This window comes from Paraburkholderia phosphatilytica, from assembly GCF_003443895.1.
Taxonomy (GTDB): domain Bacteria; phylum Pseudomonadota; class Gammaproteobacteria; order Burkholderiales; family Burkholderiaceae; genus Paraburkholderia; species Paraburkholderia phosphatilytica.
This window is the reverse complement of sequence record NZ_QQOA01000008.1, coordinates 120,486-140,355: the sequence shown is the minus strand read 5'-3', so window position 1 is coordinate 140,355 and position 19,870 is coordinate 120,486. Positions and strand designations below refer to the sequence as shown.

Below are 19,870 nucleotides of genomic sequence, written 5' to 3'. Positions count from 1 at the left end.
TCGTCATGCCCGCCTCGAACCTTCAGATCACCGGCCTGTGCAAGCGCTACGGCGAATTCGTCGCGCTCGCGCCGACCGATCTCGACGTCGCGCACGGCGAGTTCCTCACCTTGCTCGGCCCGAGCGGCTCCGGCAAGACGACGCTCCTGAGCCTGATCGCGGGCCTCGCCGAGCCGGACGCGGGGCAGATCCGCATCAACGGCGAGGACGTGACGTACGGCGCGCCGTACGAGCGCGACATCGGCATGGTGTTCCAGAACTACGCGCTGTTTCCGCACATGACCGTGGCCGAGAACATCGCGTTTCCGCTGCAGATGCGCGGCACCGATGCGAAAAACGCCCGCGCCAAGGTGATGGACGCGCTGGAGATGGTGCATCTGCCGCACGTCGCGGAGCGCTTTCCGCGCGAACTCTCGGGCGGCCAGCAGCAGCGCATCGCGCTCGCGCGCTGCATGGTGTACCGGCCGTCGATCATCCTGATGGACGAGCCGCTCGGCGCGCTCGACAAGAAGCTGCGCGATCACATGCAGCTCGAGATCAAGCGCATCCATCGCGAGCTCGGCACGACGATCGTCTACGTGACGCACGACCAGGAAGAAGCGATGACGATGTCGGATCGCATCTGCCTGATGAACGCCGGTTCGATCGCGCAACTCGGCACGCCGGACGAGCTGTACTTCCGGCCGAAGAGCGTGTTCGTCGCGGACTTTCTCGGCGAATCGAATCTGCTGGATGCGATCGTGACCGCGCGCGACGGCGACGCGGTGCGCGTGAACCTTGCTGGCGTCGGACACGCGCAGGCAATGGCCTACGACCCGGCGATCCGTCATGGCGGCAACGTGAAGCTGATGCTGCGCCCGCAGAACCTGAGGATCCACGCCACGCACGAACACGCAGGCAACGGCGACGCAGGCAACAGCGCGCTGCCAGCGAAGCTCGCCGACATCATGGTGAGCGGCAGCATGACGCGTCTCTATCTGAAGCCGCAGCTGCCCGACGCGCCGCCGCTTGTCGCGGCGTTCCCGACCAGCCCGTCGGGCGCGCGTTACGAGATCGGCCAGACGCTCGGCGTGTCCTGGCAGCCCGGCGACGCGGTCGCGATCGCGGAGTAAGCGATGAATCCCGTGACCCTCGCCGCGCCTACGTCCGAGCCCGCATCGCGGCCCGCGCACCGCGCGCGCCGGAACCGCCGCCTGCGCGCCGCGCTGATGTGTGCGCCGCTGCTGATCCTGCTCGCGGTGATGCTCGTCTTTCCGGTCGGGCAGTTGCTGCTGTTGAGCGTGCACGACAGCCACGGGCTGACGTTTGCCGAATACCGGCGGCTCTTCGCGTCGCCGGTGTATGTGGACGTGCTGCTGATCACGCTGAAGGTGTCGTTCTGGACGACGTGCTTCTCCGTGCTCACCGGCTACCCGATCGCGTGGCTCATTTCGATGTTGCCGCGCGAGCGCAAGAACCGGCTGCTGTTCTGGGTGCTGCTGTCGTTCTGGACCAGCTTTCTCGTGCGGACGTTCGGCTGGGTCGTGCTGCTGGGACGCACTGGCGTGATCAACTGGGTGCTGCTGCATCTGGGCATCATCGACCGGCCGCTCGACCTGCTGTACAACTTTCCCGCGGTGATCGTCGGCATGGTGCACGCGTTGATGCCGATGGCTGTGCTGACCATGCTATCGGTGATGGAAAACATCGACCGCCGTCTGCCCGCCGCGGCGGCGACGCTCGGCGCGCGTCCCGGCACCGTGTTCTGGAAGGTGTATTTCCCGCTGTCGCTGCCCGGCGTCGCGGCGGGCGCATTGATGGTGTTCGTCACGGCGATCGGCTTCTTCATTACGCCGGCACTGCTGGGCGGCCGCCATCAGACGATGATTACGCAACTCATCATCGATCAGGTGATGCAGGCGCTGAACTGGGGTTTCGCCGGCGCGATCTCGGTGCTGCTGCTCGCTGTCGTGCTGGTCGTGTTCGTGATCTACGACCGCTTCGTCGGCCTCTCGACGATGGCGGGCGGCGCGCCTTCCGCGAGCCGGCCACAGCGTCTCGGCTTCGGCCGCAAGGCGGGCGCCGCGGTGCTCACCGCGCTCGGCCACGCCACCGATCTGCTGCTCCGCATCCTGCCGAAGCGCCGTCGCCGCGCGGGCGATCAGCCAGGCCTCGTGCTGCGTCTCGTCGTGCTGCTGTTGCTGGTGTTCCTGAGCGCGCCGGCCTTCCTGATGATTCCGCTGTCGTTCGATTCGGCGTCGGGGCTCGCATGGCCGCCGCATGGCGTGTCGCTGCAGTGGTACCAGCAGGTGCTCGCTTCGCCGTTGTGGATGCAGGCGGTTACTCGCTCGATGCTGGTCGGCATCGGCACGGGCCTGCTGTCGATGCTGATCGGCACGCCGGTTGCATTCCTGCTGGTGCGCGGCGACCTGCGCGGCAAGTCAGCGATGCTCGGCTTCGTGCTGGCGCCGCTGATCGTGCCGCGCATGATCTTCGCGGTGGGCGTGTTCTATTTCTACGCGAAGATCGGGCTGGTGGGTTCGTCGCTCGGGCTGATGCTCGCGCATACCGTGGTCGCGGTGCCGTACGTGGTGATCACGACGATGGCCGTGCTGCGCAACTACGACACACGCCTCGATCTCGCCGCGTACAGCCTCGGCGCGCGCCCCGCGGTCGCGTTGCGGCGCGTCACGTTCCCGCTGCTCGCGGCCGGGCTGCTGTCGTCGTTCCTGTTCGCGTTCGCGACATCGTTCGATGAACTGACGATCGCGCTCTTCACGTCGGGCGGCCTGAGCACGACCTTGCCGAAGCAGTTCTGGGACGAGATCACGATGCAGATCTCGCCGGTGATTGCCGCGGTGTCGACCTGCCTGTTCGTCTTCATCGCCATCCTGATCACGGTTGCGGACCGCCTGCGGCGGCGCAGCCTCGCCTCCTGAATTCCGATCCTGAACCTTACTCGAGAGACTCCTTCATGCTTTCCTCCCGACAACTGCAAGGCATCCTGCCCGCGATTCCGACTCCCGTGCACGCGGACGATACGGTCGATGCCGAAGCCGCGCGCGCGTTGCTGCGCTATCTGCTGAAGCAGGGCATCGACGGCGTGGTGCCGCTCGGCGGCACCGGCGAATATGGCGCGCTGTCGCGCGCGGAGCGCATCCGGATGGCCGAGATCACCGCGCGCGAAGCAGAAGGCCGCGTGCCGGTGATCGCGGGCGTGCTCGACCCCGGCTATCACGATGCGATGCAGGCCGCGCGCGATTTCGCGGCGGCAGGCGTGGACGGTTTGCTGGTGCTGACGCCCTACTACACGAATCCGACTCAGGCCGGCATTCGCGACTACTACCTGCGCTACGCGGACGAATCGCCGCTGCCGATCCTGATCTACGAGATTCCGTATCGCACGCGCATCGCGATCGCGCCGGAGGTGCTCGCGGAGCTGTCGCGGCACGAACGCATCATCGGCATGAAGGCGTGCAACACCGACATGTGGCATTTCCTGCGCACCGTCTCCGCCGTCGACGATTCGTTCTCGATGCTGAGCGGCGAAGACACGCTGTTTCCACTGCACGTCGCGGCCGGTGCGCGTGGCGGCATCGTCGTGACGGCGACCTTGCTGCCCACCGCATGGCGCGCGATCCATACGCTCGCGTCACAGGGCAAGACTGAAGAAGCGCTCGCGCTGCACCGCTCGCTGATTCCGCTGCTCAACATGGCCTTCGCGGAGACGAATCCGGGGCCGATGAAGGCGGTGCTGGATCTGATCGGCGTGCATGCGCCAGTGATGCTCGCGCCGCTCGTGCAGCCGGATTCGACGCTCGTCGAGCAACTGCGCGCAGAGCTCGAAAAGCAGCTTGCGCTGCATGAACGCGGCGCTTGATGTGCGCGATACGTGTGATCGAAGCCTAGCGCCGGAAACCCGATAGCCGCGACTTCGAGATCGAGGTCGCCGCTACCTGCACGTGCTTCGCGAGCTCCGCCTCGACGCGCTCCACCGTCCAGCGCGACGTCGGCACCGCGATGTTGATGGCGGCGACCGCGGTGCCGCCGTGATCGGTAATCGGCGCGGCAACCGAGATGTCGCCGAGCACGGTCTCGTTCTCGATCACCGCATAGCCGCGCCGCGACACCGCGCGAATGCGTTCGAGCAGCTTATCGGGATGCGTTTCGGTGTAGTGCGTGATCGGATCGAGCCGGGTCTGCGCGAGGATCTGCTTTACGTGCGGCTCCGGCAGGCGCGACAGGATCGCGATGCCTGCGGCGGTGAACATGGCCGGCAGACGCGCGCCCACCACGATGTCGATGTTGACGAGATGACGCCCCGGAAAGCGCGCGACGAACACGATCTCGTGGCCGTCGAGTTCGAGCAGGTTCGCGGTTTCGCCCAGATGGCGGCTCATGTCGAGCAGGTACGGCGAGGCCTTGTCGACGAGTTCGTTCGCGCGGATGTAGTTGTAGGAAAACTGCAGGACCTTGGTGGTGAGCCCGTACGCGCGCGTATCGGGCACCCGGACCAGGTAGCCAAGCGCTTCGAGCGTGTGCACGACGCGCTGCGTTGCGCTGCGATCGAGCTGCGCCGCGCGCGCGATGTCGACGAGCGTCATGTGACGGTTGGGTCCGTCGAACGCGTGCAGCACCTGGAAGGTTTTTTCGGTGGAGCCGATGAACAGCGTCGAGCGTTCCTCGCGCAGCTTTGCGCTCGATTTAGCGACTAAATTCGCGCCCGGCTTGATGCTGGATTGTGCGCCCGGTTTGGCGCGCGTTCTGGGCGCCGCTTCGCTGGCCGGACGGGACGTGCTTTTCGGCATCGTGTGAGATCGATCGATATTGGACTGCGAACGGATCGATTGTAATGCAATCAACGCGGCGCGAGCGGCCGCATGGAGGAGCGATGACGACGCCTGCGTCCGTCGACGATTATCGAAGCGCGGCGCGCTGCCGTCTGTCGCGGCTCGCGTTCGATTATCTGGAGGGCGGCGCCGAAGATGGCCTCACGCTGAAGCGCAATCGCGACGCGTGGGGCGCGTGGTGTTTCCGGCCGCGCGTGATGACCGACGTATCGGAGTGTTCGACCGCGACGACGCTGTTCGGACGCACCGCGGCCGCGCCGATGGTCGTCGGGCCGACCGGACTCAACGGACTGTTCTGGCCGCATGCCGATGAACTGCTCGCACAGGCTGCCGCTGCGGCGGGATTGCCGTTCGCGCTGTCCACCGCGTCGACGTCGTTGCTGGAAGACGTGCGCGCCGCCGCACCTCACGGCGATCTCTGGCTGCAGCTCTACGTGCAGCAGAACCGCGCGATCGCCGAGGACATGATGCGGCGCGCGAGCGACGCCGGTTTCTCGACGCTGATGCTGACCGTCGACACGCCGGTGCACGGCAACCGCGATCACGACGTGCGCAACGGCTTCAAGCTGCCGCTGCGCCTGTCGGGCCGGCTCGTCGCGGATTGCGTGCGCCATCCGGGCTGGACGTGGCAGATGGTGCGACACGGCTCGCCGCAACTAAAGAATCTCGCGCGCAGCGTCGGCGAACGCGCGAACCTGAATCGCCATGCCGCGATGCTGAGCCGGCAGATGGACCTCACGCTCGGCTGGCGCGATCTCGACTGGATTCGCCGGCACTGGCGCGGCCCGGTGATCGTCAAGGGCATCCAGACGGTCGACGATGCGCGGCTCGCGCGCGAGCACGGCGCGGACGGCATCGTCGTGTCGAATCATGGCGGCCGTCAGCTCGATGGCGCGTTCGCACCGCTCGAACTGCTGCCGATGGTGATAGATGCGATGATGGACGAAGTGGGCGATGCGCTCGCGGTGTTCATCGACGGCGGCGTGCGGCGCGGCGCGCATGTCGCGAAGGCGATTGCGCTGGGCGCGAGCGGCGTGCTGCTCGGACGGGCACCGCTGTATGGCGTCGCCGCGCGCGGGCTGCATGGCGCGTCGCATGTGCTCGAGATTCTGCTGAAGGAACTGCGCACCACGCAGCAACTGTTGGGCTGTGTGCAGGTTGCACAGCTTGGCCGGCATTGCGTCGAGTTTGCTGGAACGATTGTGCGGGACTAGTGACGTCGGGAAGCGCGGCGCGCGCAGACTCGTTGTTGGCGCGCGCCGCATTCCAGCGTCCCCCGGCTTACTTCTGGTAACCCGCCTGACGGACTGCACGATCCGCCGCGGCGTTCGCCGCTTTCAGCGCACTTCCCACATCCGTCTGTCCCGCCACGACGCCAGCAATCGCCTGCCCCACGACCGTTCCGAACGACTGGAATTCAGGAATCCCGACAAACTGGACGCCTGTGTACGGCACCTTCTTCAGCGTCGAATCGTTCGGGTTCGCCGTCTCGATCGCCTTCAGCACGAAGTCGCCGAACGGGGCTGCCTGCTTGTATTCCGGATTCGCGTAGGTCGATTTGCGCGTGCCCGGCGGCACCGACGCCCAGCCCTCGTCTTTCGCGACGAGTTCGATGTACTGCTTCGACGTCGCCCACTCCGCGAATTTCTTCGCCGCGTCCTGCGAGCGCGACGTCTTCGGAATCGCGAACGACCACGACCACAGCCAGTGCGAGCCCTTCGGTGTCACCGCGACTGGCGCCGCCGCAAAGCCGATCTTGTCCGCCACCTGAGACTGCGCCTTGTTGTAGAGCATGCCGGCCGCAACCGTTGCGTCGATCCACATCGCGCATTTGCCCGATGCCGTGAGCGTCAGGTTTTCGTTGAAGCCGTTCGAGCTGGCGCCCGGAGGCCCATCCTTCTTGAGCAGATCGGAGTAGAACGTGATGGCCTTGTTCCACTCCGGCGTGTCGATCTGCGCCTTCCAGTTTTCGTCGAACCACCGGCCGCCGAACGTATTCACGAGCGTCGACACGTAGGCCATGTTCTCGCCCCAGCCGGCCTTGCCGCGCAGACAGATGCCATAGGTCTCCTTGCTCTTGTCCGTCAGCTTGTCCGCGAACTCCTTGATCTGGTCGTAGGTAGGCTGGTCCGGCATCGTCAGCCCCTTCGCCGCGAACAGATCTTTCCGGTAGAACGTCATCGAGCTTTCGACGTAGAACGGCAGCGCCCACAGTTGACCGTTCGACGACAGACCGTCGCGCGCCGTCTTTACGACGTCGTCGAGATCGTAGTCCGCCGGCAGGTTGTTCATCGGCGCCAGCCAGCCGCGTTTGCCCCATTGCGGCGCCTCGTAGGTGCCGATCGCGACCACGTCGAACTGTCCGCTGTTGGTGGTGATGTCGGTGGTGGCGCGCTGGCGCAGCACGTTCTCTTCAAGGATCACCCAGTTGAGCTTGATGTCCGGGTTCGCCTTCTCGAAGTTCGCCGACAGTTTCTTTAATTCAAGCATGTCGGGATTGTTCAGCGTCGCGATCGTCAACGTCGCTGCGCCTGCCAGTTGGGCAGCGAAGAGGGTCGCCCCTGCAAAGATTGCGCGGCGTAACACTGTCCGGCGCGAAGCGGCTTTGGGTTTCATGTCTGTCTCCGGTGGTTCGTTAGCTTTGATTGGCCTGGCGTCTTCGACCATCGCTTCGCGCAGACCTGTCACGAAGCGAGGTATTTCCAGCTTCGTCAGCTCATCCAGTTGCCGCCGTCCACATTGAGCGTCTGCGCGGTGATGTAGTCGGCGTCGGCTGAAGCGAGGAAAACCGCCGCGCCTGTCAGTTCATCCGGTCGACCCATGCGTCCGAGCGGAACGGCCTCGCCGACGAGGCGCTTCTTCTCGCCGATCGGGCGATGCTCGTAGCGCGCGAAGAGCGCATCGACGTCCTTCCACATCGGCGTATCGATGACGCCCGGCGCGATCGCGTTCACGTTGATGTGGTGCGGAGCCAGCGCGAGTGCCGCGGACTGGGTATAGCTGATGACGGCCGCCTTGCTCGCGCAGTAGTGCGACACCAGCGCTTCGCCGCGGCGACCGGCCTGGGACGACATGTTGACGATCTTGCCGCCGCCCTGCTCGATCATCTGTCGCGCCACCCGCTGCATCAGGAAGAACAGCCCCTTCACATTGACCGCGAACACGCGATCGAAGATGTCCCACGATTCTTCGAGCAGCGGCCGCATATCGAAGATCGCAGCGTTGTTGAACAGGATGTCGACGCGGCCGAAACGATCAACGGTCGATCTGACAACCTCGTCGATGCTCTCGCGTTTCGTGATGTCCGACTGAAGCAGAAGCAAACGGTCCTTGTCCGCATCGGCGTACGTCGATTCGAGCTCGGACTTCGCTTTCACATCCACCACGACGACTTTGGCGCCTTCCAGCAGATACCGGCGAACCACCGCCTCGCCAATGCCGGCGCCACCGCCCGTGACGATGGCGACCTTGTCTTTCAGTTGCATCGCGTACTCTCCTCAGATGAAGTGTTTCGGATCGGTGATTTCGATTTTTTAATCAGTAGTACTGTTTTATATGGGTACATCGATCCCGCTGCTAAATTCGATTTCTATGCCGCGCAGGCCGCTGCGTATGTCCGAATCACATCGCGCACCCTGGCCTGGATCAGGTTCATCGGCGATGCGTCGATTCGTCCACGTCTGACTTGCCAGTACTGTTCCGGCAGATAGCGGCTCAGCAGGTTGTCCGGGATCTGGACTCCGCTGAGATTGCCGATCAGCTTTTGCGCAGCGGCGTCGATTTCCGGGTCCGCCCAGTAGTACCGGATGCGGTCGCTGTAGCTGTACGTTCTGAGCAGTCGTTTGTGCTCGTCGTCGCCGTGATAGTACTTTTCCCAGTTGCCAGGTTTCGACAGCATCACGCGCTCGACGAGTTCCGGCAGATTCGCCCGTCTGTGCGCCGGGAACAACTCTGCTTCGATATCGGACAGCGCATACAGCGCCTCGCGCAACGCAAAGGTCACGCCGGGCCCCACCTTCAGAATCGAAAAGCCATCGCGCACGAGTGCGCTGAGCGCTTCGGGCGTTTGATAGTCGGTAGAGTGCGCTTCGAAAACCAGGCCCGCTGTTGTTTCAAGCACCCCGGACAGGTTCGCGGCCAGCTCGGGCTTGTAGTCGACCACCTTCGTATGATCGAACTCCACGCCCGGCTGAACGACGAGCGCGATCACCCGGTGCCACGCGTCGCTGAGGCCTCGCGCGCGCCACGCGCTCTGGTGCACGGCCACCGTGTCTTCCGCGGCGTCCGGACTCGTGACTTCCACGGTAGCCAGTTCTTCCGCGGCGCCGCCCGGCACCGGCACCTCGGTACCGATCACATAAACGGGTCGCGCGGTGAGCCCCTCGCGATCCGCGGCCGCTTCCGCGATCGCGCACAGGCGCGACGCTCTTTCCGCCACCACGTCGTCGGAAAGGCGCGTTGCATCGTCCGCGCAGCTCATGCTGGTATCGAGGTGAATCTTCGTGAATCCCGCCGACACGTAGGCGTCGATCAGCGCCTCGGCGCGTTGCATCGCTTCCTCCGCCGGGAGACTGCGCCACGCGTTAGGGCCGAGATGATCGCCGCCAAGAATCAGCCTTGAACGCGGCAACCCCACGCGATCGGCAATCAGATGGACGAATCGCACGAAGTCGTCCGGCCGCATCCCGGTGTAGCCGCCGAACTGGTCGACCTGGTTCGACGTCGACTCGACGAGCAGCGGCGTGCCGTCGTCGAGCGCCTGAGCCATCGCCGCGGCAAGGACCCACGGATGCGCGGAGCAGATCGAGTAGATGCCGCGGAGCGTTCGTCCTGCTTCCTCGTCTCCGGTGAGACGTGTCACCACGTTAGCCATGAGAGCGCTCCGCTGAACGCGCGATGAACTCGTCCAGTTGCGCCAGCGTCGCGGTACCCTCCATCGGACCGCGGAACGTGACCGCCCGGGCACCCGCCGCGCATGCGTAGGTCAACGCCTTCTCCACACCGAAGCCCTGGGACCGGCAGGCGATGTAGGTTCCGCCGAAGCAGTCGCCGGCGCCGGTGGGATCGACCTCGTCGACCGGCAACGCCGGCAGGTCGATCGTGGTAGCCACATCGTAGTAGCTGCAGCCATCCTTGCCGCGTTTGATCACGACTTCGCGCACGCCGCGTTTGAGCAGCTCGTCGATTGCGCCCTGCTCGCTGCTGGCGTTGGCCAGCAACATCACTTCATGGCCGCTCGGCAGGAAAACATCCGTGTAGTCGAGAATGAAATCGAGTGCCTCGCGCATCTCAGGAATCCGTAACATCTCCTTGCGGATGTTCGGATCGAAGCTCACGGTGCCGCCATGTCCCTTGACGGTCTCGATGATCTTTTTCATCGCCTCGATGATCCGGAACGAGAACAGCGAGGAGCCCATCACATGAAAATGCCGGCATGCCTTGAGCAGATCGTCCCGGATGTTGCCGACCGAAAGATGTCCCGACGCGCTGTTGGCGATGTTGTAGATGAAGTCCCGGTCGCCATCTTCGCGGTACGTGACGAATGCGCTGCCGGTAGTCGCGCTCTTGATGACGGCAATGCCGGAGACATCGACGCCGTCCGCGCGCAAGCGCTCCACATTAAGCGCGCCGAAATCGTCGTCTCCCACGCAGCCGATCATCGAACAACGGCTTCCAACCTTCGCGACCTGGTCGATGAAGATCGCCGGCGCGCCGCTTGCATACGGGCCAATCAGCGTTCCGGGCTTGCGGAACGACTGCCCGCGGTCGGTCGCCATGATCTCGACGAGAATTTCGCCCATCGTCAGGATATAGCCGGCGTTGCCGGCCTTGTGCAGTTCAGTGTGTGCCATCACGCATGTGTCCTTCGCTTCTATCGCGACTTCTTCAACCTGCGGTACTCGAGAATTCCGCTCTCGCGCCGGTGCAGTTCAAGTCCTCTCGCCGGCATCAGTTCCATCGTCGGAGGATCGATTCCGTCATCAATCAGCAGCGCGTCAACCTCCGCGAGTTTCGCGAAGACTTCTCCGTCCCGCTCGTTCAACTGCGGCTGATACGCGACAACCACCGTCCGCGTCGCCGTCTGGCGAGCGACCTGGAACACGCGCGCCACGGCCGGGTCCGCGCACAGCAGATTGCCGTCGCGATCCAGTCCAGATGCCTCGAGAAAACACAGATCGATCGATCGACGCGTCACCGATGCCTCCGCATCGGGCCCGGTCATGGCCGTCGCGCTCGGTTCGAGCTGACCGCCAGTCAAAAGAAGTTCGCACTGCAGAAAGCGTTGCGCGGTCTGCGCCATCGCGACGTCCTGCACCAGCAAAGCCAGGTTCGAACAGTCCGAGAGAAACGGGATGATCTTGTGCACGACTTCACCGGCGCCCATCATCACCGACTCGTGATCGTCGACGGCTTCCGCGGCAAGTCTTGCGATCGCCGTCTCCGAGGCTTTGCGGGCCGCACCGTCCGCCGTCGGAACGAGGACGTTGTCGCCCGGCTTCTGCGCGAGATAGCGTGCCTTCCCGAACGATCGGATCAGGTATCGCTGCTCCTCCAGATAGGTCAGGTCCGTGCGGATCGTGACGCTCGATACGTCGAACGCCTGGCTCAGTTCCTCCACCGAAACCTCGCCACGCTTTCGAACCAGTTCGACGATCTGCAACCGTCGCTTCAGGGAACTCTTGTTTGCCAGCATGGCTCCGAACTCGAAAATGCACTTTTGTTTCGAAAGATTTTAGTTTCGAAACGAAAGAAGCGCAAAGGCCGTCGAGCCAGGTGTTTACCCGCTGTTGTTCGTATGATGTTTTCGCGGCGAAACTGGCAGGCGTGGAGAAGCGGGCCAGCGCCGGGGTGCGAGGGCCGCTGGGTGAAGGGATTGGCCCCCAATCCACCGTCTATTCGACCCATTGAAAATTGACCGGCCGGCTCACACTGGCGTCACATCATCGAGCGAGGAGATCCAGAACATGTCGTCCCGTCACGCAAAGAACCGTACGCTCGAATTTGACCCGGACATCGCAGGTTCGTCCGAATGGAACCGCCCGGCACCCGCCGGCGACGCAGAGACGATGCGCCAGCTGCAACTCGCATCGGAATCGGTCATGCGCCTCGCGACGCAAACCCATAGCGCGGTCGCGCGTGGCGATGCGGCCGCCGCGGACGCGGCACACGCATCGCTCAAGCACCATCTGCGCGTTACGACCAGCCTCATCGACGAACTGTTGTCCGACGGCAGCGAGCAACCTACGCTGCACTGAAAGGGCTGCACTGAAAGGGAACAAGGGCCGCCTGGCCCCCTCTCCCTCCGCTCGCGCCGTTGCCCGTCAATCGCAACTGAAGCGGAAACTGTCGTCGAGCGCTAGCGGCAAGACCAACGTGCGCATATGCGCGGCTCGCGCCGTTTGACACAGCGAGTCGCGCGCCCCACCCGTGTTCTGCACATAAGCCGACGCATATTCGGCGTTGAACACCGCTTTGCCTGAAGCCAGGAAAGCGTTGTAGGCGCTGCATTCGCCCATTTCGTGACACTGCTCGTTGATCGCGAAGTCGAAGCTCGCTCCAAGCGTGTCGATCTGCTCGATATCGTTTTTCAATGCGACGGCCAACCCACGCGTATGTGCGGCGTTCGCGATGAACTGGTTGAAGTCGGCCTGCGTCGAACTGGTTAGCGGAAATCCCGGATTGTTGGTGTAGCCGTCGACATTGTCGGGTTCGACGCCGTTGCAGCCCTTGCTAACCGCAAGGTCGAGACGAGCCGCCATGATGTTGCGCACGTTGGTGGAGCGGGTATCGACCCAGCGCTCGCCGGTCCATCCGCTCAACGCGTTGCCCAGATCCGAGGCAAGGAACTTCGCATAATCGGGCCGCCAGTTTTCCGCGCTGCCGGCGGAGAAGTAGCAGACCACTTTGCGCCCTTGCGCCTGCAGGCTGGCGATGGTCGATTGCGGCGCATCGAAGAGATCGATGTCGTAGACCTGCACCGCGTAGGCCGTATCGATCGTGCCGCTCAGCTGCCATTGCCACGTATCGCTTTGCGCCGGGACCCATTGGGCAGCCGAGGTTGTCGAGGCTGTCGCGGTTGTCGAAGACGATCCAGTTGCAGTTGTGGATGTCGTTCCATCTCCACTGCCATCGCTACCATCGCCTCCACTTCCTCCACCGCAACCGGACAGCACGGCCACGGCGGCCCCCATGGCAATCCAGAACCTTGCGATTCGCATTGATTTTTTTCCTGTGGCTAAGCTGACAAACATCGAAACAGGAAAGTACCAGAGACGCTCGCGTAGCAAACCGGCGATTAGCCACGAAGACTGATCTGTATTCGGATGAGGTAGCCGGCCTAGTCCGGAAACCTGATCATGCTGGAACGGGTCAGCGTGACGTTTTTGCTCACGCTGGCCGGTGCGTTGACAAGGACCCAGGCGGCCGAGAGCTCGCCGAACGGATCTTTACTCGACATGCCATCAACCGGCACGATGACCTTGAAGCCGCGCAACGCTGCCTCGCTCGCGGTGTACAGCACCGCGCCGTGCGCCATCGTGCCGGTCACGATCACCGTTTGAATGCCTTTGGCTTTCAAAGCCGCTTCGAGATCGGTATTGAAGAACTTGTCCACGCCGGACTGCACAACCTTCTCGTCGCCTTTCGCCGCGATGACGGGTGGCACCGCCGCCAGTGTGCCCGTGCTGGTCAGGCTGTAGACAGTCATCAGATTCGCGCGCCGCGATTTTCCCAGCAGATCGGCGACATGCGGCAATGAAGCGGCACACGTGGGCCGTTCCTTCTCGTTGCAGGTACTGACATCGAAATCGAGCAGCAATAGCGCGGTATGCGCGGGATCGGTCACGGTGACCGTCTTCAGCGCCGGCGGCGGAGGCATCGGCACCGACTTCCAGGATTCGACGATGTCGGCCTGGGCCGTGCTGCCAACGATCAAGCCCAGCACCACTGCACACAACACGTTTCGAACGCTTTGCATGGGAGCTCCGGAATAGCTGCGTGAGATAGGTCCAGCTACGGTGCGTCGGCGATGGTTCGAACGCTCGAACGTGCCGCGTAAGCGGCAGATTGTACCGGGTGAAGGTTTCGGAAGCAGCACGACGACATCCGGTGCAATCGGATCCCGCCGGACAGGTTTTAGGTCTGGCTCTGTGTAGGGTCCACATCCAGGCTTTTGCCGCTTGTCGCACCGATGCCAACGAATACGAGGATCAACAGCGCGAGTGCCAGACCTACGGTTCCGTCGCCGAAATTCAGGCCGCCAATCCGGGCAGGCTTGCCGGCCCAGTCCGCGAAGGATGCGCCCAGAGGCCGCGTCATGATGTACGAGAACCAGAAGGCAAAGATGTTGTTCAGGCCGAAAAAGCGCCAGCCGATGGCAGGTGCCAGGAAAAGCACGAGGAACAGAAGGCCCGATATGAAGAAGCCCAGCTTCAGCGTCGCCGCCGTCATATCGCCCGCCGCAGTACCGAGCGCGAAGGTCGCGCAGACGGTAAGCCAGTAGAAAAGCTCGCGCCGGCGCGTGGTGATATGTTCGATCGAAAGGCTGCCCTCGCAGCGATGCCAAAGCAGGAAGACCCCGCCCAGGACGATGGCGAACCCCAGGGTGGAATAGTCGAACGGCACGCCGATGACGGCGTGCATGACATCGGCTACCATCGTGCCGACGATGGCGATCATGACGACGAGGAGCCAGTAGATCCAGGCGATGTAGCGTTCCTGGCGCCATTGCAGCACGAAGGCAAAGATAAAGCCGAGAAATGCGAGCAGAACACCGAAGGCCGGATTCCAGTGGACCAGGAAATCGGATGTCGCCTCGCCCATCGCGGTCGTCAGTATCTTGATGACCCAGAAAGCAAGGGTGACTTGCGGCACTTTGGACAGCACGGGAGCCGCCATGAAACCCAAAGCGCGCCCGCTACCGGGGTGATCATGTTTAGGGAATGTCATCGAATATCGGCGCTATCGTTGCAAAAGTAAGGTGCAGCGATTGTCTCCAATCGAAGATTAAGAGACGATTAAGAAGCCGTCCGGCGCATCGTATGCGTTCCGTAAGCTGCATCGTCGAGTCCAGTCGCGCGTATCCAGCGATGCACGCGTCACGCTCAACGCGAACTGCCGAACAACTGCATCACCACGCCGCGCACCCAGCGGTTCCCCGCCTCGTGGTGGTACCGCGCATGCCAGTGCTGCCGCACGGCAAAACCTTCCACCGGAACCGGACACGCGTGGACGGCGAGATCATTGGTCTTCGCAAGCGTTTCTCCGATGTGACGCGGCAACGTGGCGATCAGATCCGTCGTCTGGACTATCGTCCCCAGCCCCAGAAAACCAGGCAACTTCAGCACGACATCACGTTCGATGCGCTCGCGCGCCAGCGCCTGTTCGAGCAGCTGCGCGCCCGTACCCGATTCGATGACGACATGTCCTTCCGCCCGATATTGCTTCGCCCCAAGCCGCGCGCGCACCCTGGGATGATGGCGATTGGTCAGGCACACCCAATCCTGCTGATAAAGCTGCTGCTGGTAGATGCCGCCGCTTAGCCACGGCACGTAGCCGATAGCGAGATCCGCCTCCCCGGATTCCAGGGCGCGCTCGGTGTTGCCGTCGATGCCCGCCGCCTCCAGCCGGATGCCCGGCGCCTGCGCACGCACATGCGCGAGCAGCCTCGGGAGCAGCGTGATATGGCTCGCGTCGGTCATACAGATGCGAAAGCGGCGCTGCGCAGTCGCGGGATCGAACGCAATCTCCCACGCGGCGAAGCGACGCAGCGACTCGAGAATCTCCCGGCATGGCCCGATCAGTGCGTCGGCCTGAGGCGTCGGCGCCATGCCGCCGGGTGTGCGAATGAAAAGCGGATCTTGCAGGTACTCGCGCAGACGTCCGAGCCAGATGCTGATCGTCGGTTGACTCTGCCCGAGTTGCTCCGCGACGCGAGTCACGTTGCGGGTGTCGTAGAGAAGGTCGAAGAGCTGAAGCAGCTTCAGGTCGGGCAGATCGGTCGGCAGCATGGTCTGGCGAGCATTATTGTCTATTGCAATGACACCATTGTAGCCATTGCATTGTCAGCATGAACGGCAACTTTTATCGTGCATCAACCCGTCAAGGAGATGTCGATGAAGATTGCAATTCTGGGTGCTGGCGCGCTGGGCTGCGCAATTGGCGCCGCACTCACGGAAGGCGGACACGAAACCTGGCTGCTGGATAGTTCGCCGATTCACGTCGAAGCGATGCGCCGCGATGGCCTGCAAGTCGACGATGCCGCCGGTTCCCGGCGCGTCACGGTGCGTGCCGCGACCCAAGCCGCTGAAATCGGTGCCGTTGAACTCGTGATCGTGCTTGTGAAGTCGTTCCACACCGCCGCGGCCATGCGCGGCGCGCTCGCCCTGGTCGGGCAGACAACGCTGGTGCTGTCGCTGCAGAACGGCCTCGGACACGAAGACGTGCTCGCCGATGTCGTCGGCCGCGAGCGCGTGCTGGCAGGCAAAACCTATGTGGGCGGCGTGCTGCGCGGGCCGGGCCATATCGAGTCCGGCGTAAAGGGCAAAGCGACGTACATCGGCGAACTCGACGGCCGCATCACGTCGCGCGCGCTAGCGATTGCCGATGCATTCAACAGTGCGGGACTACTCACGACGGTCAGCGACAACATCGTCGGCACGATGTGGGACAAGCTGCTCATCAACGTCGCCACGGGCGCGCTGACAGGCATCACGAGCCTCACTTACGGACAGCTGTACGACGAGCCGCTGCTCAAGGCAACCGCGCTCGCGGCCGTGAGCGAAGCGATGGCGGCGGCAAAGGCGGCGGGCGTCACACTGTCGATCGCCGCACCCGAAGAAGCCTGGACGCTCGCCGCGGAAGGTCTGCCCTCATCATTCAGGACATCGATGTTGCAAAGCCTCGAAAAAGGCTTGGCGACGGAGATCGATTTCATCAACGGCTCCGTCGTGCGCTGGGGCGAGCGGCTCGGGATGCCGACGCCTGTCAACGCGACGCTCGTCGCCTGCATCAAGGGCATCGAACGCGCAATGAGCGATCGCCAACGTATGGAGGCAAAGACGTGAACGGCACCCAAGCGTATCTGGAACATGTCGCCATCTGGGTGAAGGACATCCAGTGGCACATCCGCTTTTTCGAAGACGTACTCGGCATGACCATGCGCGAAGTCGACGGCACGCCGCAAGCGCCGCGTCAGTACTGGACCCTCGGCGGTCTGCAGTTCATCCATGCCCCGCAGCATGACGAGCCAGAAGGCCGGCTCGCCCATCTGGGCGTGATGTGTGAAGACCTCGATGCAGCGCTTGTCGCCGCGCAGGCGTACGGGGTGCGCGAAATGCCGCAGGGGCCCAACTGGCTGCGTCTGCCGGATGGGCTCGCGATCGAGCTGATTCAGGCAAAGCCCGCGTCGTGTGTCGCACAGGCGCTGAAGATCAATCCGCGCACGGAGGCATGAGCATGACGGTTGTCGAGAAATACTGGGACGATGCGACCGAAGGCGACGAATGCATCAGCCCTCAATACACCGTGACGAAGGAACGCATCCTCGCGTACGCCGATCTCACCGGTGACCATACGCCCGTGCACGTCGACGAAGACTATGCGAGCGCAAGCCACTTCGGCAGCATCGTCGCGCATGGTCTGTTCGGTCTTTCGATCGCAGACGGTCTGAAGTCTCAGAGCGACTATCGCTTCCTGCCGGGCATGTCGCTCGGCTGGACGTGGGACTTCCTGCTGCCGATCAAGGTCAACGACGTGCTGCACGTGAAATTTCGCGTCGGTGCGATGCGTGCGAGCAAGAGCCGTCCAGACTGGGGCATTGTCGTATTGCCTTCAGAGCTGATCAGTCAGGACGGGCAGGTCGTGCAGCATGGCGAGCATCGCCTGATGGTGCCGCGCCGGCCGGGAGCGTTCTGATGCAGCCCCGTCCTCTCGAAGGCATTCGCGTCGTCGACTACAGCCACTTCCTCGCGGGTCCGTATGTCGGCCGGTGTCTGGCGGCGCTCGGCGCTGAAGTCATCAAGGTCGAACGTCCCGGCAGCGGCGACGCGGGCCGTCAGCATGCGACGGTGCTCGATGACCAGCAAAGCGGCTACTTCCTGCAGCTCAACATGGGCAAGCGCGGCGTCAGCGTCGACATGAAAGACCCGCGCGGCCAGGAGTTCATGCGACGCCTGTGCGAGTCAGCGGATGTGTTCGTCGAGAACTACCGGCCAGGCGCGCTGGAGAAGCTTGGTCTCGGCTACGCCGAGTTGTCGAAGCGCAATCCGCGGCTTGTTTACTGCTCGATCTCCGCATACGGTCACACCGGGCCGGATGCGCATCGCGCCGGTTTCGGCCTGATCGCCGAAGCGAAGAGCGGCATCATGCAGATGGTTGGCACGCCTGGCGAGCCGCCACCGCTCCTGCGCATCTCGCTGGGCGACATGTACACGGGCATCCACGCGGTGGCCGCGATCAACGCGGCGCTGCTAGGCCGCGCGAAGAGCGGCCACGGTCAGCACATCGACATGGCGCTGTACGACACCCTCGTCTCGATGCACGAGTACGCGGTGCAGTGCTACACGCTGCGCGGCGTTCTGCCGGAGCAGACGGGACACGACATGCCCACGTCGACACTCTATGGCGTATTTCGCGCCGCCGATGGCGACCTGGTGATCGCGGCTCAGGTCGACGAAGCCTGGAAGCGTCTGGCAACGCTCATCGAATCGCAAGGCGGTCCGGCAGGCTTCGGCGCAGACGCGCGATTCCACGACAGCGTGGGCCGCAACCTGCATCGTGCGGAGATTCTGTCCGTCGTGGAGCCTTGGGTTGCCGCACGCCCGGTCGCGCAGATCCTGAAGCTTCTGGACGGTATCGACGTGCCGTGCGCGAAGGTGCAGCGCATCGACGAGGTGCTTGCCGATCCGCAGATTCAGGCACGCGGGATGGTGATGGAGCAGCAGCATCCGCGCTACGGGACGCTGCGCCTGCCCAACCTGCCTTTCCGTTTCTCCGACTGCGACACGACCATCCGCGACGTCGCGCCCGATCTCGGTCAGCACAACGCAGACGTTGCGGAGTCGCTTGGCTTTTCCGCTACCGAGATCGACGCGATGCGTACAGCGGGTGTTCTCTATTCCAGACAGGTTGCAGGCGATTCAAGGCGAATTCCTCATGACTGACCAGTATGCAGTGATCGGCAACCCGATCGGACACACGAAATCTCCGCTGATTCACGGCGTTTTCGCCGAAACGACGAAGCAGGACATGGCCTATTCGGCGATCGAGGGCCCGCTCGAACCGGAAGGCGCGTTTGCTGAAGTGGTGCGAGCGTTCTGTGTCTCGGGAGGAAAGGGAATGAATGTCACCGCGCCCTTCAAGCTCGAAGCGTTCGCGATGGCCGATGAGCGCAGCGAACGGGCCTCGCTGGCGGGCGCTGCCAACGCATTGAAATTCGACGACGGTCGCATCGTCGCAGAGAACTTCGACGGAATCGGACTCGTACGCGATATCGAGGTGAACCTGGGCGTGTCGCTCGAAGGCAAGCGCGTGCTGATTCTCGGCGCGGGCGGCGCGGCGCGTGGCGCGTTGCTGCCGTTTCTCGCCGCTCGTCCCGCCGAATTCGTCATCGTGAACCGGAACACAACCAAAGCCGACGCACTGATCAAGGATGCGGGCGCGAGCGGTTCGGTGCTCGCCTGTGCCTACGGCGATCTCGAGACGATGGGACGCTTCGATCTGGTGGTCAATGCGACCTCCGCGAGTCTCACGGGCAATCTGCCTCCCTTGCCGCCGACGGTCTTTAGTCCCGGAAGCACGGCCTATGAACTCGTCTACGGCAAGCGTCTCACGCCATTCCTGCGGCTCGCGCGCAATGCTGGCGTGCGCGGTATCGCAGACGGCGTGGGCATGCTGGTCGAGCAGGCCGCTGAAGCGTTCGCATGGTGGCGTGGCGCGCGTCCTCAGACGCGCGCCGTCATCGACAGGCTTACTGTGCCGCTGGATTGAATTTCGACGGAGACACCTATGAAGTAGAAGTCGCCCAATCACAGCAAACCGCG

Annotated in this window: 20 protein-coding genes; 10 read left to right on the top strand and 10 right to left on the bottom strand. The window is 63.5% G+C overall.

The features are described from left to right. Nucleotides 1–5: 5 nt before the first annotated feature. The 3 genes from DVS29_RS10980 (at nt 6) to dapA (ending at nt 3,859) form a co-directional block, all read left to right on the top strand. Nucleotides 6–1,112, top strand: coding sequence for an ABC transporter ATP-binding protein (locus DVS29_RS10980; protein WP_118180485.1), 1,107 nt, complete (start codon nt 6–8; stop codon nt 1,110–1,112). 96 nt (nt 1,113–1,208) lie between these two features. Then, on the top strand, nt 1,209–2,918 hold the full coding sequence (locus DVS29_RS10975) for an ABC transporter permease subunit (RefSeq protein ID WP_240655550.1): 1,710 nt from the start codon (nt 1,209–1,211) through the stop codon (nt 2,916–2,918). 35 nt (nt 2,919–2,953) lie between these two features. Next, the gene (gene dapA, locus DVS29_RS10970; RefSeq protein ID WP_118180483.1) at nt 2,954–3,859 is read left to right on the top strand and encodes a 4-hydroxy-tetrahydrodipicolinate synthase; all 906 of its coding nucleotides are present in this window, start codon (nt 2,954–2,956) and stop codon (nt 3,857–3,859) included. A gap of 25 nt (nt 3,860–3,884) precedes the next feature. Here the strand turns inward: dapA and DVS29_RS10965 are convergent, their stop codons facing one another. Next, complete coding sequence (locus tag DVS29_RS10965) at nt 3,885–4,787, bottom strand: IclR family transcriptional regulator (protein WP_118180482.1); 903 nt, start codon at nt 4,785–4,787, stop codon at nt 3,885–3,887. An 83-nt stretch (nt 4,788–4,870) separates the two neighbouring features. Between DVS29_RS10965 and DVS29_RS10960 the strand changes: the two genes are divergently transcribed. After that, nucleotides 4,871–6,043 carry an alpha-hydroxy acid oxidase gene (locus DVS29_RS10960; protein ID WP_118180481.1) on the top strand — a complete coding sequence of 391 codons (1,173 nt, stop codon included), beginning with the start codon at nt 4,871–4,873 and terminating at the stop codon, nt 6,041–6,043. Nucleotides 6,044–6,110: 67 nt separating this feature from the next. On the opposite strand, the gene DVS29_RS10955 is transcribed toward DVS29_RS10960, so the two are convergent. The 5 genes from DVS29_RS10955 to DVS29_RS10935 form a co-directional block, all read right to left on the bottom strand. Then, complete coding sequence (locus DVS29_RS10955; RefSeq protein WP_118180480.1) at nt 6,111–7,445, bottom strand: ABC transporter substrate-binding protein; 1,335 nt, start codon at nt 7,443–7,445, stop codon at nt 6,111–6,113. Between the two features lie 95 nt (nt 7,446–7,540). Then, the gene (locus tag DVS29_RS10950; RefSeq protein ID WP_118180479.1) at nt 7,541–8,314 is read right to left on the bottom strand and encodes an L-iditol 2-dehydrogenase; all 774 of its coding nucleotides are present in this window, start codon (nt 8,312–8,314) and stop codon (nt 7,541–7,543) included. 104 nt (nt 8,315–8,418) lie between these two features. After that, the gene (locus tag DVS29_RS10945; protein WP_118180478.1) at nt 8,419–9,702 is read right to left on the bottom strand and encodes a D-tagatose-bisphosphate aldolase, class II, non-catalytic subunit; all 1,284 of its coding nucleotides are present in this window, start codon (nt 9,700–9,702) and stop codon (nt 8,419–8,421) included. Next, complete coding sequence (locus DVS29_RS10940) at nt 9,695–10,681, bottom strand: tagatose kinase (RefSeq protein ID WP_118180477.1); 987 nt, start codon at nt 10,679–10,681, stop codon at nt 9,695–9,697. Before DVS29_RS10940 ends, DVS29_RS10945 begins: the two co-directional genes overlap by 8 nt. A gap of 20 nt (nt 10,682–10,701) precedes the next feature. After that, on the bottom strand, nt 10,702–11,523 hold the full coding sequence (locus DVS29_RS10935; protein ID WP_118180476.1) for a DeoR/GlpR family DNA-binding transcription regulator: 822 nt from the start codon (nt 11,521–11,523) through the stop codon (nt 10,702–10,704). A 271-nt stretch (nt 11,524–11,794) separates the two neighbouring features. Here DVS29_RS10935 and DVS29_RS10930 point away from each other — a divergent pair, with 271 nt between their 5' ends. Next, nucleotides 11,795–12,085 carry a hypothetical protein gene (locus DVS29_RS10930; protein WP_118180475.1) on the top strand — a complete coding sequence of 97 codons (291 nt, stop codon included), beginning with the start codon at nt 11,795–11,797 and terminating at the stop codon, nt 12,083–12,085. Nucleotides 12,086–12,151: 66 nt separating this feature from the next. Here DVS29_RS10930 and DVS29_RS10925 read toward each other — a convergent pair whose 3' ends face one another. The 4 genes from DVS29_RS10925 to DVS29_RS10905 all read right to left on the bottom strand — a co-directional run bounded on the left by DVS29_RS10925 (nt 12,152) and on the right by DVS29_RS10905 (nt 15,838). Further along, complete coding sequence (locus DVS29_RS10925) at nt 12,152–13,048, bottom strand: endo alpha-1,4 polygalactosaminidase (protein ID WP_118180474.1); 897 nt, start codon at nt 13,046–13,048, stop codon at nt 12,152–12,154. 119 nt (nt 13,049–13,167) lie between these two features. Then, nucleotides 13,168–13,776, bottom strand: coding sequence for an isochorismatase family protein (locus tag DVS29_RS10920; RefSeq protein WP_205962432.1), 609 nt, complete (start codon nt 13,774–13,776; stop codon nt 13,168–13,170). A 188-nt stretch (nt 13,777–13,964) separates the two neighbouring features. Continuing rightward, entirely contained in the window at nt 13,965–14,714 is a 750-nt protein-coding gene (locus DVS29_RS10915) for a COG4705 family protein (protein WP_205962431.1), read from the bottom strand. Nucleotides 14,715–14,932: 218 nt separating this feature from the next. Continuing rightward, the gene (locus DVS29_RS10905; RefSeq protein WP_118180471.1) at nt 14,933–15,838 is read right to left on the bottom strand and encodes a LysR family transcriptional regulator; all 906 of its coding nucleotides are present in this window, start codon (nt 15,836–15,838) and stop codon (nt 14,933–14,935) included. Between the two features lie 105 nt (nt 15,839–15,943). Here DVS29_RS10905 and DVS29_RS10900 point away from each other — a divergent pair, with 105 nt between their 5' ends. The 5 genes from DVS29_RS10900 to aroE are packed head-to-tail and all read left to right on the top strand — an operon-like array spanning nt 15,944 to nt 19,817. Further along, nucleotides 15,944–16,894: a ketopantoate reductase family protein gene (locus DVS29_RS10900; RefSeq protein ID WP_118180579.1), complete on the top strand. Its 951-nt coding sequence runs from the start codon at nt 15,944–15,946 to the stop codon at nt 16,892–16,894. After that, on the top strand, nt 16,891–17,283 hold the full coding sequence (locus DVS29_RS10895; RefSeq protein WP_118180470.1) for a VOC family protein: 393 nt from the start codon (nt 16,891–16,893) through the stop codon (nt 17,281–17,283). Before DVS29_RS10900 ends, DVS29_RS10895 begins: the two co-directional genes overlap by 4 nt. Before the next feature lie 2 nt (nt 17,284–17,285). Then, nucleotides 17,286–17,744 (top strand): MaoC family dehydratase, encoded by a 459-nt coding sequence (locus DVS29_RS10890; RefSeq protein WP_118180469.1) that lies wholly within the window; start codon nt 17,286–17,288, stop codon nt 17,742–17,744. Next, nucleotides 17,744–18,991 (top strand): CaiB/BaiF CoA transferase family protein, encoded by a 1,248-nt coding sequence (locus DVS29_RS10885; protein ID WP_118180468.1) that lies wholly within the window; start codon nt 17,744–17,746, stop codon nt 18,989–18,991. Before DVS29_RS10890 ends, DVS29_RS10885 begins: the two co-directional genes overlap by 1 nt. Beyond that, on the top strand, nt 18,984–19,817 hold the full coding sequence (gene aroE / locus DVS29_RS10880; protein WP_118180467.1) for a shikimate dehydrogenase: 834 nt from the start codon (nt 18,984–18,986) through the stop codon (nt 19,815–19,817). Before DVS29_RS10885 ends, aroE begins: the two co-directional genes overlap by 8 nt. Nucleotides 19,818–19,870 lie beyond the last annotated feature (53 nt).